The sequence below is a fragment of the Hominenteromicrobium mulieris genome (genome assembly GCF_046197855.1).
Classification (GTDB): domain Bacteria; phylum Bacillota; class Clostridia; order Oscillospirales; family Acutalibacteraceae; genus Hominenteromicrobium; species Hominenteromicrobium mulieris.
Map to the genome: position 1 here is coordinate 1,418,679 of NZ_CP173188.1, position 13,358 is coordinate 1,432,036.

Genomic DNA, 13,358 nt, shown 5'->3' on the forward strand with positions numbered 1-13,358 from the left:
CCCCGCTATGGGAAGCAACACATTATTTCGTAAAATCAGTTCGATCGCCGTGGCGATTTTGCTTTTGATATATGTAGGCTACCAGATTTACAGAAGCCAATACACCGGATTTAAAACGGAAACGGCCATGTACGCTGACCTTTCCGCATCCATCGACACCACGGGCTTTATTATCCGCAATGAGGAGCTTGTGTACTCGCGGTACGACGGCGTTTTGAACTACACGCTCGACGACGGAGAGAAAACGGCGTTCGGCGGCACGGTAGCAGAGCTGTACCCCGCGGAAGAGGACGCCGCCGCACACAACCGCATGCTGCGCATCGACGAGGAGCTTACGCGGCTAGCCGTGCTGGAGAACCCCACAGAGGTCGCGTCCTCGAACCCGAAGAACATCGGCAGCCAGATCAATAAAACGGTCACAGGGCTGCTTTCCGATTTGAAATCCGGTGCGTTTTCGTCGATCTCGAACGATAAAAACGACCTGTACCTCTTGATGGGCCAAAAGCAGATCGTGACGGGCGCGGAGGATTCCGCGAGCTATGTGGCGCACATTGAGAATTTGAAATCGGAACGTGCAACGCTGGAGACGACGACCTCTTCAAGCACCGGCACGGTAACGTCGCCGGCTTCCGGTTATTTTATCCATACGGTGGACGGCTACGAAAACGCGGTGGACATCGACGATGTGGAGCAGCTGACCGTAAGCGATGTGCGTGCGCTGGAGGAAGGCGAAGCGGGCAGCAATGCGGACAGCACGGTCATCGGCAAGGTGGCAAAGGAATTCAACTGGTACATTGCGTGCATCATCGATGAAAACGACCTTGTGCGGCTTGACCGCACGACGAATGTGAAGGTGGAGATGCCGTTTGCGACGGCGGAGACAATCCCGGCCGAGGTCGTGAAGATCAATAGGGACGAAGCGAGCGGGGACGCAGTGGCCATTTTGAAGTGCTCTTACATGAACACAGACCTTGCCGCCGCGCGCAAGGAGCCGCTGCGCATCGATTTACAGTCGTATGCCGGTGTGCTCGTGAACGAAAAGGCCATCCACTTTGCGGATGTGACCGTGACGGATACGGACACGGACGGCAATGTGACGGAGCATGTGGAACAGAACGTGAAGGGTGTTTACATCAAGTCCGGCAGCCGCGTGCGCTTTGTACAGGTATTCTCCGATGCGACGATCGACGGCTATGCCGTGTGCAAGCTGAACCTTTCCTCCTCGGAAAAAGAACAGCTCGTCACCTCGAGAACGATACAGCTTTACGATGAAGTCATTGTGGAAGGGACGGATCTTTATGACGGAAAAATGCTTTGAGGAGCGTTTTAGGGACGTAGAGGAAAACTATAAGGTCATCACGAACCGCATTGCGGAGGCAGCGGTGCGCTCCGGCAGAAAGCCCGAGGACATCACGTTTCTTGCGGCGACGAAGACCGTGCCGGCGGAGGTCATCAACCACGCCATCGGCTGCGGCCTGCGCTTCATCGGCGAAAACCGCGTGCAGGAATTCATGGACAAATATGAAAAGATCGATTGGGACAAGGGCGTTTCCGGCCAGATCATCGGGCGCTTGCAGACGAACAAGGTGAAATATATCATCGATAAGGTCGACTGCATCCAGTCGGTGGATTCCGTAAAGCTTGCAAAGGAAATTTCCCGCCTTGCGGAGAAAATAGGCCGCAAAATGCCGGTGCTCATTGAAGTGAATATCGGCGGGGAAGAAAGCAAGGGCGGCATCGAAAAAGCTGCGCTGCCCGAGTTATTGGAAGAAATTGCCGTGCTGCCGGGCATTCAGGTAAACGGATTGATGGCAATTCCACCAATTTGTGCGGAAAAATCCGCGCTATGCAATTATTTTTCCCAAATGCATCAATCTTTTATTGACATCCGCGCCAAAAAAATAGATAATGTATTTATGAATTGCCTTTCGATGGGTATGTCTTCCGATTACGCGGAGGCCATCGAGTGCGGCGCCACTATGGTGCGCATCGGCTCTTCGCTTTTCGGCCCGCGCGACTACACGCGCTGACCGACCCTGTTATGCAGAAAATGGAGGTATAATATATGGCAGGCATTGTAGAGAAGCTTCAGAAAATGTGGAACCCGCCCGACGACGAGTATGATGAATACTACGAGGACGAGGCCACGGAGCCCACGGCAGACAGCCGCGAGGAGCAGCCTTCCGCACGCCGTTCGTTCTCCTCTTCAAGCTCGAACCGCGTTGTGAACATTAACCACGCACGCGCAGGCGCACAGGTGGTTGTGTTTAAGCCGAACTCTTTCCGTGACGACACAAATAGCATTGCGGATGAGATCAACCAGGGCCATACGGTTGTTGTGAATTTTGAAGAGACGAACGCGAGCGAGGCGCGCTATATTCTGGCGTTCCTCAGCGGCGCTTCTTACGCGAACCACGGCGAGGTGAGACCCATCGCCGCGAAGACTTATATTTTCACGCCTGCGGGCGTGAGCCTGAGCGGTGCGGAGATTCGCGATGATCTTGCACAGAACGGCGTAACGTTCTGATATGGCCGCACAGGAAGACAAGCTTTTTGAAGCGAAAATAGAGGATTGCCTGCGCCTTGGCGAAAAAAGGCCGGCGTTCTTGGGCTTTTTGGATCTTTCCGAGCGCGCGTACGCAGAAGAATATTTGCGCCGTGCACATGCGGAAAATTACCGATTTTTCGGTGGCTTTCCCGAAGCGGAGCGAACGGTTTTGGGCGTGTTTCCTGACTACATGGAACCCTTAGATGAGGAGTTCCCGGTGACGGGGCTCACGGTGAAGTTTCGCCGGCAGGATGCGCTTTCACACCGCGATTTTATGGGCTCATTTCTGGCACAGGGCGTGGTGCGTGCATCGCTCGGCGATATTCTGGCCGAAGAAGGGCGCGCCGTGCTGTTTGTGAAAACAGAGCTTGCGCCGCACTTTCTTTCGCAGATCGATAAGATCGGTCGGGTGGGGGTGCAGATTACAAAGGGCTTTACAGATCCGCTGCCGCAGGCGCACAGCTTTCAGCCGATGGGCGGCGTGGTCGCTTCGGAACGCTTAGACTGCTTGGTTGCCTTTTTGGCGGGCACCGGCAGGGAAAAAGCCGCGCAGATGGTGCACGCGGGTTTGGTTTCCGTCAACCATAGGGAGACGGATTCCGTTTCGCACCGTGTAAATGAAGGAGACATCATCTCCATACGCCGCTGCGGGCGATTTATTGTTGATATGCTCGGCCCGGTCACGAAAAAGGGCCGTTTATCTGTGAAATGCAGAAAATACATATAGGAGGCTTACACACATGTTATCGATTAAAGACATCAATGAAGTCAGCTTCAGAAAATCAAATTTTTCCGGTTACAATTCTGATGATGTCGATCAGTTTATTGATGAAGTTTTGGAGACCGTAACGGCGCTCACAAAGGAAAACGCAGAGATTAAAACGCGCAAGACGGATGATTCCGCCGCTGTGCAGCAGTTACAGGCGAAAAACGCCGAACTGCAGGAGAAGCTTTCTATTTTGGCTGCAAAAATTGAGTCTTACCGTGCAGAGGAAGACGGTATTAAGGACGCCATTCTCAGCGCACAGCGCCTTGGCAATGCTTCCATCCGTGAGGCAAAGGCGAAGGCCGAGAAGATTGTGAACGACGCAAACGCGAAGGCAGACGCTCTTGTAAAAGATGCGAAGGGCCGCTCCGAAACGCTTGTGAAGTCCTATGAAAAGCAGATCGCCGCAAAAGAGAAAGAGCTGGAGAACATGAAGCGCGAGGTGACAAACTTCCGCGCATCGCTCTACGGCATCTATAAAGAACACCTTGCCGTGATTGAGAAGATTCCGACGTTTGACCTGCCGGAGGAAGAGCAGGAGGAAAAAGCGCCCGCCGAGGAACCGACGCCGGTATACACCGAGCCCGAAGTGATTGAGGAGCCGGAAGAAGAGATCCCGGTGCCTGCAGCACAGCAGGTCGAAGAGGAACCCGCACCGGCCCCCGCAGAGCCGAAGCCCGCTCCCGCACCTGTCCCGGAGCCGATCCCCGCACCGGCGCCGGTACAGCCGCAGCCTGTTTACGACAAGGACTCTTATATTAAGGAGCAGTTCAGCGGCATCGGTCTTGATCTGAACGCTTACGCCGACATCCCGGAATCTTTGCAGAAAGAAAAGGATGCCCTTTTCAGCACGCTGGAGTTCGGCGTTGAAGACGAAGGCGACAAGAAAAAGGGTAAATTTAAGAGAAGATAAAACCAGCAGAAAGGCACGGATCAATATATGGATTACAAAAGCACATTGAACCTCCCCAAGACCGACTTTGCCATGCAGGCCGGCCTACCGAAGCGCGAGCCGGTAATGCTCGAAAAGTGGTATGAAGACAAGGTTTACGAGACCGTTCTCGAAAAGAACGACGGTAAGCCGCTTTATGTTCTGCACGACGGCCCTCCGTATGCAAACGGCGATATCCACCTCGGCACGGCGCTGAATAAGACGCTGAAAGACTTTATCGTTCGCTACAAGAATATGTCCGGCTTTAAGGCACCGTACGTTCCTGGTTGGGATACCCACGGCTTGCCGACCGAGCTGAAGGCCAGAAAGAAAGCGGGCGTTTCGAATTCCACTGCAATCTCCGACATCGAGCTGCGCAAGCTCTGCCGCGAGTTTGCCCTCGGCTACCTCGATGAGCAGCGCAACTCCTTCAAGCGTCTTGGCGGCATCGGTGAATGGGACAACCCGTATGTCACTCTGCGCAAGGAATTTGAAGCAAAGCAGATCGAGATCTTCTCCGAAATGGCGACGAAGGGCCTCATCTATAAGGGCTTAAAGCCGGTTTACTGGTGCCCGGAGTGCGAGACTGCACTGGCGGAAGCCGAGATTGAATACGCAGAGGATCCCTGCCACTCCATCTATGTGAAGTTCCGCGTGACGGACGACAAGGGCCTTTTGACCCCGATGGGCGCAGACCTGAGTAAGACCTACTTCGTAATCTGGACGACGACGACCTGGACGCTCCCCGCGAACGTCGCGATTTGCGTCGGCCCGGAATTTGAATATGCACTTGTAAAGTCCGGCGACGAATACTATGTGATGGCAACGGCCCTGACCGAATCTGCCATGCAGGCGGCGGGCAAGACCGATTACGAGATTCTTGGCACCTTAAAGGGCAGCGATCTTGAGTATATGAAGACGGCGCACCCGTTCATCGACCGCACATCTCTCGTCATCGTGGGCGACCACGTTACGTTGGAAAGCGGTACCGGCTGCGTTCACACGGCTCCGGGCCACGGCGTCGAAGACTATGACGTCTGCCACAATCACTATCCCGAAATTCCGATTGTTGTGCCGGTGGACAGCCATGGCAAGATGACCGAGGAAGCGGGCCAGTTTGCAGGCCTGACGACCGAGGAAGCGAACAAGGCGATTGCACAGCACCTTGAGGATACAGGCGCACTGTTCGCTTTACAGAAGATCATCCACCAGTATCCGCACTGCTGGCGCTGCAAGAAGCCGGTTCTGTTCCGTGCGACCGAGCAGTGGTTCTGCTCCGTGGACGCTATCAAGGATCAGGCTATTGAAGCCATCAAGGGCGTAAAGTGGATCCCGGGTTGGGGCGAAGACCGCATTTCCTCCATGGTCCGTGACCGCAACGACTGGTGTATCTCCCGTCAGCGTCGCTGGGGTGTGCCGATTCCGATTTTCTACTGCAAGGACTGCGGCGAGCCGCTCATCGAGAAGGACGCAATGCACGCAGTTTCCGAGCTGTTCCGCGCAGAGGGCTCCGATGCTTGGTACATCAAGGAAGCGGAAGAAATTCTGCCCGCAGGCACAAAGTGCAAGAAGTGCGGCTGCACCTCCTTTACAAAAGAGCGCGACATCATGGACGTTTGGTTTGATTCCGGCGTGACCCATGCTGCCGTTTGCGATACACGCGATTATCTCCATTGGCCGGCTGACCTGTACCTTGAGGGTGCAGACCAGTACCGCGGCTGGTTCCAGTCTTCGCTGCTCACGTCCATTGCATGGCGCGGCAAAGCGCCGTACAAGGCTGTCGTCACACACGGCTGGGTTGTGGACGGTCAGGGCAGAAAGATGAGTAAGTCCCTCGGCAACGGCATTTTGCCGCAGGAGATTGTGGATAAGTACGGCGCAGATATCCTGCGTCTGTGGGTCGCTTCTTCCGACTACCATGCCGATATCCGCATCTCCCCGGAAATCCTCAAACAGCTTTCCGATGCATACAGAAAGATCCGCAACACAGCGCGCTATATGCTCGGCAACCTTTCCGATTTTAATCCGGATACCGACAGTGTAGAGGTTTCTGAGATGCTTTCCATCGATAAGTGGGCGCTGAACCGTTTGGATCGGCTGATGGTGAAGGTGCGCGAGGGCTATGAGTCCTTCGAGTTCCACCAGGCTTACCACGCCATCCATAACTTCTGCGTTGTGGATATGTCGAACTTCTATCTCGACGTCATCAAGGATCGTCTGTACACCGAGAAGAAGGACTCCGCTGCACGCCGCGCCGCGCAGACTGCGATGTATATCATCCTCGATGCGATGACCCGTCTGGTCGCGCCGATCTTGGCGTTCACCTCCGACGAGATCTGGCAGAGCATGCCGCACGCTTCCGATTGCGATGCACGCCACGTTGTTTACAACGAGATGCCGAAGCCGACGAGCGAAAAGTACGGCATCGACGTGACGGAAGAATTCATCGCACGCTGGGATAGAATCCATGCAATCCGCGATGTTGTGAAGAAGGCGCTTGAAAACGCACGTGCAGAGAAGACGATCGGTGCATCGCTCGATGCAAAGGTCACGCTGTTCTGCACCGGCGAGCTGTATGCGTTCCTCAAGTCTGTGGAAGACGAGCTTGCAACCGTGTTCATCGTATCTCAGGTCGAGATCGTGGACGGCGAGGGCGGCACACTTTCCGACGATGCACTTGGCCTCTCCGTGCAGGTCGATAAGGCAGAAGGCTGCAAGTGCATGCGCTGCTGGACATATTCCTCCACGGTCGGCAAAAACCCGGCATACGTGGATCTGTGCGAGCGCTGCGCAAAAGCACTTTCCGAATAATTTCGGACACATTGAATTTGTTTTAAACGGTACGTGCTTAATGACGCCGTGCTGTTGAATAATTGAACCGAACCAAGGTGCAAACCGGTTTTGCCCGGCTTGCGCCTTTTTCGGGTTATAAGGGGATATTTCTTTTGTCCATTCTCATTCTTTTGCTGATCGCCGTACTGACAGCTGTCGATCAGTTTATAAAAATGACGGTTATCACAAACTTAAAGCCCATCGGCAGCGTGACGTGCATTCCGGGCCTTTTGGAGTTCCGTTACCTTGAAAACAACGGTGCGGCATTCGGCTTTTTTGCCGGGCTTTCGTGGCTTTTGATCATACTGACGATAGGGCTTATGGCAGCGTTGCTCGTGCTTTTGTTCCGCTATAAGCACCACACATGGATGTCGCGCACGTCGTGCGTGCTCATCATCGCGGGCGGCATCGGTAACCTCATTGACCGTTTTATTTTCGGCTATGTGGTCGATTACATCCATGTGCTGTTTTTTCCGTATGTGTTCAACTTTGCAGACTGCTGCGTGGTGGTCGGTGCGATTTTGTTTGCCGTGTGGTACTTATTCTTTAAAGACAAAAAAGAAGCGGCAGATAAAAAAGTGAACGAGCCGACGGAAACGACTGCCGACGGGGTCGGGAAATAAGTATGGCGGAGCTGCATGAGATTGAGGTCACAGCGGCGGGCTGGCGCGCCGATAAGCTGATTGCGGAGGCGCTGCCGGAGCTTTCCCGCTCTGCGGTGCAGAATTTGATCCGCGACGGGCACGTGACCTGCGATAATAAGATTGTGCAGAAAAGCGCGAAGCTTGCGCCGGGGAGCGTTTTGTGCGTGGAGATTCCCGAAGCGCGCCCGCTCGACGTGAAGGCGGAGAACATTCCGCTTGACATCGTATATGAAGATGACGACCTACTTGTGGTGAACAAGCCGAAGGGTATGGTAGTGCACCCGGCAGCGGGCAATTATGACGGTACACTTGTGAACGCACTGCTGTACCACTGCGGCGATTCGCTTTCGGGCATCAACGGCGTGATTCGCCCGGGCATTGTGCACCGCATTGACAAGAACACGAGCGGGCTGCTCATCGTCGCGAAGAATGACACCGCGCACCGGCACTTGGCGGAGCAGATCAAGGCGCACAGCTTTACGCGCGAATACCGCGCCGTGGTGTACGGGAAAATTCGCGAGGACGGCACGGTGGATGCGCCCATCGCACGTCATCCGCAGGACAGAAAGCGCATGGCGGTACAAAACACGCCGAACGCGAGAAACGCCGTGACGCACTATTTTGTCACAAAAAATTTTACGGGATTTACGCAGCTGCGCCTGCGCCTTGAGACCGGACGCACGCACCAGATCCGTGTGCACATGGCGTATATCGGGCATCCTGTCGCGGGCGACCCGGTCTACGGACCGAAAAAAGTCATCACGCAGCTGCATGGGCAGTGCCTGCACGCGGGGCTCATCGGGTTCATCCACCCGCGCACGGGCGAATATATGGAGTTTGAAGCGCCGCTGCCGCCATATTTTACGGATTTTGTGAAGACGCTGCATGCGGAGGACAAATAAGGGGGAGCGCTTGTGCGCGCGGGAAGTCAACGGACAATTTTACTGTTCGCACTGTTTTTAATGGCGTGTGCGGCGGTGCTGTTCTGCGTTTCCTTTGAGAATACACCGCTTGAACCGTACAGGGTGACATCGACAGGGCAAAGCGAAGCAGCATCGAGCGCGCCGGCTGCATCCGCTTTAAGCGAAGAAAAAGTCAACATCAACACCGCGTCGAAGGAAGAGTTGATTGGCCTGAACGGCATCGGAGAAGTACTCGCCGACAGAATCATCGAATACCGCGAAGCAAACGGTGGATACAAAGATGTGCGTGAGCTCACGAATGTAAAAGGCATCGGCGAAAAGCTGCTTGAGAAACTGCTGCCGTATGTGACGGTGTAAACAAAAAAGGCATACGTTCCACTCTGTCCGTTTGACATTGCTTTGAAGAACGCCGGTGTGCAGCACAAGCTGATTCCGCCCAGAACACCTTGGCACAACGGCAAGGTAGAGCGGAGTCATCGAAACGACCAGCGCTATTTTTACAACTGGGAAAAGTTTGTAAGTGTAAAAGATCTAAACCGAAAGTGCAAAGATCATTTGCGCTGGAGCAACAGAAAGCCCTCTTGATCTCCTCTGTGAAATTCTTTCTAACGCCTGATTCTTTTCTATCCCTCTTTTCTTTACCTTCTGTGGGTCGTATCTATCTACAACGCAGAGAAAGGCATTAAAAATACTTCATATCGGTTGCAATATGTCGAATTATATGTTAAAATGTAATTAAACAATTAATTTGGAGTGGGAAGAAACATGGTTCCTTTTAATAGACCGCCTTATATAGGCAAAGAGATGGAGTATATTTCCAAAGTAATCAGAGCGCATAAAATTTGTGGTGATGGACAGTTTACAAAGAAATGCCACCAATTGCTGGAGCAGATGACAGGAAGCCAGAAGGTGCTCCTGACTACCTCTGGCAGCCACGCACTGGAGATGGCTGCTCTTCTTTGTAATCTGGAGCCCGGGGATGAGGTGATCCTGCCCAGCTTTACTTTCTCGTCTACGGCCAATGCCTTTGTGCTGGCTGGTGCAAAGCTTGTATTTGTGGATATTCGTCCGGATACCATGAACATTGACGAGACCAAGATCGAGGCAGCCATTACCGATAAGACCCGTGTGATCGTTCCGGTTCACTATGCGGGCGTGGCCTGTGAGATGGATACCATCATGGAAATCGCCAGAAAGCACAATCTGAAGGTGGTAGAGGATGCGGCGCAGGGCGTCATGAGTACCTACCATGGCAAGGCGCTGGGCACCATTGGCGATTTTGGCTGCTTCAGCTTCCATGAGACCAAGAACTACTCTATGGGCGAGGGCGGTGCACTGCTGATCCGCGATGAAGAGAAGAATGAGGCTGCGGAGATCCTCCGGGAAAAAGGCACCAACCGGAGCCGGTTCTTGCGGGGGCAGGTGGATAAGTATACTTGGGTGGGCTATGGTTCTTCATATTTGCCCTCTGACATGAATGCGGCCTACCTGCTGGCACAGCTGGAAGAGGCCGAGAAGATCAACAACGCTCGGCTTGCCAGTTGGCACCACTATCAGGAGCGTCTTGCGCCGCTGGAGCAGCAGGGAAAGTTGGAAATCGCCCACATTCCGGAGGGCTGCGGCCACAACGCGCACATGTTCTGGATCAAGCTTCGTGATCTAGAGGAGCGTACGGCCATGATCGCCTATCTGAAGGAGCATGATATTTACTCCATGTTCCATTATGTCCCTCTGCATTCCGCCGAGGCTGGACTGAAGTTTGGCCGCTTTGCGGGCAAAGACGTTTATACCACCAAGGAGAGCAACCGGCTGACCCGCCTGCCTATGTATTACGGGCTCACGGAGGAAGAGGTCAATACAGTGGTGGAGACTGTAAAGGGGTTCTGGAGGTAAGCGCACAGCAGCGGGCTACTATTCGCTGCTGCACTGCGGCAACGAAAGCCCGCTCAAAATAAATAACGGTAAGGTAACTCGCCAAAAGGGGATTGTGATTTATGCTTGTGACTGTGGCCATACCATGTTACAAATCGGCCAAGACACTGCCGCATGTTGTGGCAGATATTCAAAATCAGTTTTCACTCCATAAGGAATATGAATATCAGCTGGTACTGGTGAATGACGGTTCTCCGGATCAAGATGCAACGTTTCAGACAATTGAGACGCTTTGCAGGGAGGATCCTCGGATCGTAGGAGTAGAATTGTCCAAAAACTTTGGTCAGGCGGCTGCAAAGATGGCTGCGCTGCGCTATGTGCAGGGTGACGTACTGGTGTATATGGATGATGATGGGCAGCATGACGCACGAGGAATTTTTCCACTGGTCCAGGCGGTTGAAGCCGGAGCTGACATGGCAATTGCGGAGTTCCATGGGAAAAAGCATACGCTGTTTAAGCGCTTTACCAGTTGGCTGAACACAGAGATGCTCTGCCTGACACTGCAAAAGCCTAAGAATATCCATACGTCTTCTTTTGCGGCGTACAGTAAATTTCTGATTGAACGATTAAAAGAATATGATACCCCGTTTGTCTCGATGTTTGGCTACGTGCTTCAGCATACAAGAAAAATTGTAAATGTTCAGCTGGAGCATCATGAGCGGCTGGAAGGCCAGTCGGGCTATACGCTGAAAAAGCTTTTGAAGCTATGGAGTGATGGCGCTTTAAGCTTTTCCACAGTGCCGCTTCGTCTGATTGGAATGTTTGGAATCGCATCCTGTGTGGTAAGCCTTGTTATGTGGACTTGCGCAGTTGTAATGGATGTAATGGGAAAGTCGGCAGCGGTCTGGGCGGTTCTTGGGGCAATGTTCTTCCTTGGGGGATGCCTTTTTTTTGCACTTTCCATTTTGGGTGCATATATTGGAAGGGTGTTCCTGATTCAATGTGAACAGCCGCAATATGTGGTTCGGACGGTGCTGAATTATGAGCGGGAAGGAGTCCGGGCGTGACAAAGACATTTGCAAGCTGGCTGAAAAAGCACAGAGAGATTTTGTGTGCGCTGGGAATAAATTTACTGTTTTTACTGATTTGCCGGTGCTTTAGCCATATGCAGTTTGGTACGAATGATGATCGTGATATCAGCAATTTGCTGGCGAATGTCTATGGCGGCGAGGACGGATACTATATTGCTTTTGTAAATGTGTTTTTATGCAAGGCATTGGCTGCACTTTACAAGATTACGAATAATGCTGCCAACTGGTATGTCATAATCTCTGTGGGAGTTTCCTTTATTTCGCTGGCAACAGCATCCTATATCCTGATGCACCGGGCAAAGCGCTTTCCGGCTGGGGCTGCGTTGACTATAATTTTTGTGGGAGCGCTTTGCGAGAGTCACTATATTGTGTTTCAGTTTACCCAGAACGCAGCGTTATATGTTGCGGTGGGGGCAGTTCTGCTGGCCGATATGCTGCAGGAGACATCGAGAAAGGGCAAACTGTTCCGTGGAATTGGCGGGTGCGTGCTCATGTTGATGGGCAGCATGCTGCGTTATCAGTCCCTATACTTTACATTGCCGTATCTTGCGATGTTTGCGGGATATGAAGTGCTGTTTGCGCACAAGGACATGCCGTTACTTTCGTGGCTGAAGAAGAACTGGAAAACACTTGCGGTTATGTGTATCAGTGTTTTGGTAGCGGTTGGAGTTCGCACGGCAAATATGGCGTATTACCGTAGTAATCCTGCTGCGCTGGATTATTATGAGGAAAATGCAATGCGTGCGGAACTGCTGGATTACGGTGTTCCAGACTATGATGAAAATGCGGAGGCATTGATGGCTTTGGGAATATCCAGAGAGGATTTGGATATGTTCGCGAACCAAAGCTATCTGGATAAAGAGGTGTTCAACCGGGATGTTGTGGAAGCACTGGTTGGTATGAAATCAGAACAGTCAGCTTCCTATTCCGCAGTGAATCTTAAAACAGAAGCAATTGCAGCGGTTTTTCAGGTACCAGATGATGTTCGGCAGCGGCAGTTTTGGCTCCTTTTCTTTGGGGTTGTGCTGTTTCTGCTGTTTTGTATGGATTGGAAGCGCTTCCTGTTGCTGCTGGGCACCCTGGTTGTGGCATTTGTGATGATGTGGTATTTTGTTTCTGTGGGACGAATGCCATACAGAGTCTGGTATTCGATCACTGCGCCGGCGCTGCTGTTCTGTATTTATCTTGGAACCCTGAGCTGGCGGAAACGAAGTGTCGTGGATCAGGCAGATAAAAATATCTGGACAACATTGGGCGGTGTTGGGCACGATATGGGCTGCACACTGCTGATTCTGACCTGCGCAGCAGTGTGTGTCCTGACGATTTGTCATGCGGCAGAAGATGACACAGCTGAGATTACCGATACCTATCAGAAAGTAATTGAGTATGCGGAATCATATCCTGATGATTTTTTCCTGCTGGACAGGCCAACGATTTCACGTCTGACCTATACCAGCACGGCAACACCATTTACCTGTTTCTCCAGAACTAGCCACCAGAATGTATGCATTCAGGGGGGGTGGGTGTGCTGGACCCCTGCCAATCTTTCTGTTTTGGAACGATGGGGGATGTCCAATGTCTATCAGGCAATTGGTGAGGGCACGGTGGTATACATGATATGTACGGTTCCGCCAGAGCGGGAACTGGCATTCATTCAGTGCCATTACAATCCCAATGTTACAATGGCGTGGGTGGACAGCGTGAATGACCTGATGGTATATGGGTTTTATATTGCAACGGAATAACGATGG

13 protein-coding genes are annotated in these 13,358 nt (G+C 52.6%); all 13 read left to right on the forward strand.

Going from position 1 to position 13,358, the window contains the following annotated elements; translation table 11 throughout:
* Positions 1-7: 7 nt before the first annotated feature.
* The 13 genes from ACI0CA_RS06840 (at position 8) to ACI0CA_RS06900 (ending at position 13,352) form a co-directional block, all read left to right on the forward strand.
* The gene (locus ACI0CA_RS06840; RefSeq protein WP_308448206.1) at positions 8-1,318 is read left to right on the forward strand and encodes an HlyD family efflux transporter periplasmic adaptor subunit; all 1,311 of its coding nucleotides are present in this window, start codon (positions 8-10) and stop codon (positions 1,316-1,318) included.
* Positions 1,299-2,030: a YggS family pyridoxal phosphate-dependent enzyme gene (locus ACI0CA_RS06845; RefSeq protein WP_308448207.1), complete on the forward strand. Its 732-nt coding sequence runs from the start codon at positions 1,299-1,301 to the stop codon at positions 2,028-2,030. Before ACI0CA_RS06840 ends, ACI0CA_RS06845 begins: the two co-directional genes overlap by 20 nt.
* A gap of 35 nt (positions 2,031-2,065) precedes the next feature.
* Positions 2,066-2,527, forward strand: a complete 462-nt coding sequence (locus ACI0CA_RS06850) for a cell division protein SepF (protein WP_308448208.1) — start codon at positions 2,066-2,068, stop codon at positions 2,525-2,527.
* Position 2,528: 1 nt separating this feature from the next.
* Entirely contained in the window at positions 2,529-3,275 is a 747-nt protein-coding gene (locus tag ACI0CA_RS06855; protein WP_308448209.1) for a YlmH/Sll1252 family protein, read from the forward strand.
* 13 nt (positions 3,276-3,288) lie between these two features.
* The gene (locus ACI0CA_RS06860; RefSeq protein WP_395590585.1) at positions 3,289-4,227 is read left to right on the forward strand and encodes a DivIVA domain-containing protein; all 939 of its coding nucleotides are present in this window, start codon (positions 3,289-3,291) and stop codon (positions 4,225-4,227) included.
* A gap of 27 nt (positions 4,228-4,254) precedes the next feature.
* The gene (gene ileS / locus ACI0CA_RS06865) at positions 4,255-7,056 is read left to right on the forward strand and encodes an isoleucine--tRNA ligase (RefSeq protein ID WP_308448211.1); all 2,802 of its coding nucleotides are present in this window, start codon (positions 4,255-4,257) and stop codon (positions 7,054-7,056) included.
* 134 nt (positions 7,057-7,190) lie between these two features.
* Positions 7,191-7,700, forward strand: coding sequence for a signal peptidase II (lspA, locus tag ACI0CA_RS06870; protein WP_395506439.1), 510 nt, complete (start codon positions 7,191-7,193; stop codon positions 7,698-7,700).
* A 2-nt stretch (positions 7,701-7,702) separates the two neighbouring features.
* Positions 7,703-8,623 carry an RluA family pseudouridine synthase gene (locus ACI0CA_RS06875; protein WP_395506438.1) on the forward strand — a complete coding sequence of 307 codons (921 nt, stop codon included), beginning with the start codon at positions 7,703-7,705 and terminating at the stop codon, positions 8,621-8,623.
* Positions 8,624-8,635: 12 nt separating this feature from the next.
* The gene (locus ACI0CA_RS06880) at positions 8,636-9,001 is read left to right on the forward strand and encodes a ComEA family DNA-binding protein (protein WP_308448214.1); all 366 of its coding nucleotides are present in this window, start codon (positions 8,636-8,638) and stop codon (positions 8,999-9,001) included.
* 57 nt (positions 9,002-9,058) lie between these two features.
* On the forward strand, positions 9,059-9,229 hold the full coding sequence (locus ACI0CA_RS06885) for an integrase core domain-containing protein (protein ID WP_373367762.1): 171 nt from the start codon (positions 9,059-9,061) through the stop codon (positions 9,227-9,229).
* Positions 9,230-9,409: 180 nt separating this feature from the next.
* The gene (gene rffA / locus ACI0CA_RS06890; protein WP_308448215.1) at positions 9,410-10,537 is read left to right on the forward strand and encodes a dTDP-4-amino-4,6-dideoxygalactose transaminase; all 1,128 of its coding nucleotides are present in this window, start codon (positions 9,410-9,412) and stop codon (positions 10,535-10,537) included.
* A gap of 101 nt (positions 10,538-10,638) precedes the next feature.
* Positions 10,639-11,583, forward strand: a complete 945-nt coding sequence (locus ACI0CA_RS06895; protein ID WP_308448216.1) for a glycosyltransferase — start codon at positions 10,639-10,641, stop codon at positions 11,581-11,583.
* Positions 11,580-13,352: a hypothetical protein gene (locus tag ACI0CA_RS06900; protein WP_446806388.1), complete on the forward strand. Its 1,773-nt coding sequence runs from the start codon at positions 11,580-11,582 to the stop codon at positions 13,350-13,352. The genes ACI0CA_RS06895 and ACI0CA_RS06900 overlap by 4 nt, the downstream gene beginning before the upstream one ends.
* Positions 13,353-13,358: the final 6 nt, after the last annotated feature.